We start from the raw sequence: 204 nt of genomic DNA, 5'->3' as shown, positions 1-204 counted from the left end.
GATCCGCTCCAGCGATGCCCGCATCGCCTCCCCCTGCGCCTCCAGCCGCGCCAGCCGCTCCGCCACCAGCGCCTGCTCCGCCACCTTCTCCTCCAGCGCCGAAATCCGCGCCGCCGCCCCACCGGCCCAGACCAACCCACCAATCGTCTGCACCACCAACGCCACCACCAGCGCGACCGGTATCTGCCGCAACCCCATCAAATC

General features: G+C 71.1%; 1 protein-coding gene. It reads right to left on the bottom strand.

The annotated features are described in order from the left end of the window. The coding region (locus B3H86_RS08870) for a hypothetical protein (protein ID WP_292053085.1) at positions 1-198 on the bottom strand (198 nt) is incomplete at its 3' end. Positions 199-204: the final 6 nt, after the last annotated feature.

This window comes from Brevundimonas sp. UBA5866, assembly GCF_002432125.1.
Classification (GTDB): Bacteria; Pseudomonadota; Alphaproteobacteria; order Caulobacterales; family Caulobacteraceae; genus Brevundimonas.
Note: the sequence above shows the minus strand (reverse complement) of the source record. Positions and strands in the feature narration are given on the sequence as shown.